This is a genomic window from Salegentibacter tibetensis (assembly GCF_020164485.1).
Lineage (GTDB): Bacteria > Bacteroidota > Bacteroidia > Flavobacteriales > Flavobacteriaceae > Salegentibacter > Salegentibacter tibetensis.
Genome location: NZ_JAIQZA010000081.1, coordinates 1 through 1,473, shown reverse-complemented (window position 1 = coordinate 1,473; position 1,473 = coordinate 1). Strand labels below are relative to the sequence as shown.

The window sequence follows — 1,473 nt, the reverse complement described above, 5'->3', positions numbered from 1 at the left end:
ACCGAAACAACTGGCACAAAACGAACCGATATAGGCTTAACTTAAAACCAAAAGTGGCACAATTTGAACCGAAATGCCTGGCACTAACCGACCGAAATCACTGGCACAAATCGATCCGAGATATCCACTAATTATGAGAATTCTCCTCAATTATATTTTCCAGTAAATAATATAAACGATTTATTACCGCCTAAAGAAACCGTAATCGGAATTGAATTAAACGGAAGAACTAAAGCTTATCCTTTCTCTGAATTAAAAAAATTAAAAGGGAAGGTTCTTGAAGATACCTTTGCCGGGCAAAAGGTAAAAATCAATTATAGCTCCAAGGCCGAAAGTGCAGAGATCATAAATGAACAAGGTGATTTACTTCCGGCAATTACCAATTTTTGGTTCGCCTGGTATGCTTTTAATCCAGATACTGAAGTTTACCAACATACGAGATAATGCCGTAGACAGTGATTTTTCTTATAATTTTAAAAATTTCTCCAGTTTATTAACAACAATTCTTTTTCTCCTGGATCGAGGGACAGGACACAGACCCATAACTACAATACACGCAGCAATCTCCCTCTATTGGCCTAAGAACACTTTTACAATTTTCGCACTGATAAAAAAACTGGCAGGATTCGGTAGGCATCTCCTCCACTTTTTTGTGCCCACACTCCGGACAGATAATTTCCGATTCTATGATAACTTTATTCATTGTAGCATTTTTAAATTTAACACTTATACCATACAAATAATGTCTAAACTTCCAGGGGTATGTAAGTACTATCGTTTTAATATCTTTAAACGTAAATTCCGTTTTTGAGAAGTAAAATACAGTTCAATCTACCATCCTATATATTTAGGAACATTAACACCCTGATTGCGCAAGTAAATTATCGATTGCCCTCTGTGATGGGTCATATGATCCCGGATTAGATAAAAAATGTTTTCTTTAGATATTTCCTCATTATTAAACTTAATTTTTTTAAAAGTTTCCCCAGGTTCTATATTTTCCATTAGCTCCCCCACGTAATTGAAAGCTATTTTCAAAATCCCAATAACCTCTTCTTTGCTCAGGGTATTTATATCTTCTTTATCGTAAAACGCTGTTTTTTCTTCTGAAATTAACCGGCCTAAAAAAGAAATATTAGTGACAATATGTAACTGCTGTTCCTTAAAGCTCATGCCATCTACAGAAACTTTAGAGTCATAAAAGCTTTCCGGCATTGTCTCTGCCACAGCTATTGTGTAATGTGCTGCTCGTTTCCAAACTTTTGGGAATTCCTCTTTAAAATAAGCTTGTGCGTTTGCTTCATTCGTGTTAAAGAAAAGATATAAAACAACCAATAAAAACAATCTTTTCATATGTGTTTTATTTTATTTTTAATCAATTAGGGCCAAAACTCTCCCGTAGGGCTTACTGCTCTATGACCGGTTTTCACTATTTACAGTGTGCTATAGGCCCAATTTTAATGGTGATCTATA

The 1,473-nt window shown here is 35.0% G+C and carries 3 protein-coding genes; 1 reads left to right on the top strand and 2 read right to left on the bottom strand.

Features of this window, described 5'->3' with window-relative positions; genetic code table 11:
• Nucleotides 1-96: 96 nt before the first annotated feature.
• Nucleotides 97-444: a DUF3179 domain-containing (seleno)protein gene (locus LB467_RS19495; protein WP_394371828.1), complete on the top strand. Its 348-nt coding sequence runs from the start codon at nt 97-99 to the stop codon at nt 442-444.
• A 49-nt stretch (nt 445-493) separates the two neighbouring features.
• Here LB467_RS19495 and LB467_RS18545 read toward each other — a convergent pair whose 3' ends face one another.
• Together LB467_RS18545 and LB467_RS18540 are read right to left on the bottom strand one after the other, a co-directional pair.
• Nucleotides 494-703: a GDCCVxC domain-containing (seleno)protein gene (locus tag LB467_RS18545; protein ID WP_224475644.1), complete on the bottom strand. Its 210-nt coding sequence runs from the start codon at nt 701-703 to the stop codon at nt 494-496.
• A 128-nt stretch (nt 704-831) separates the two neighbouring features.
• The gene (locus LB467_RS18540; protein WP_224475643.1) at nt 832-1,353 is read right to left on the bottom strand and encodes a DinB family protein; all 522 of its coding nucleotides are present in this window, start codon (nt 1,351-1,353) and stop codon (nt 832-834) included.
• Between the last annotated feature and the right edge of the window lie 120 nt (nt 1,354-1,473).

What these genes read in the sequence shown, in the direction of transcription:
- LB467_RS18545 (WP_224475644.1), bottom strand. Translation starts at nt 703, where the DNA reads ATGAATAAAGTTATCATAGAATCGGAAATTATCTGTCCGGAGTGTGGG.
- LB467_RS18540 (WP_224475643.1), bottom strand. Translation starts at nt 1,353, where the DNA reads ATGAAAAGATTGTTTTTATTGGTTGTTTTATATCTTTTCTTTAACACG.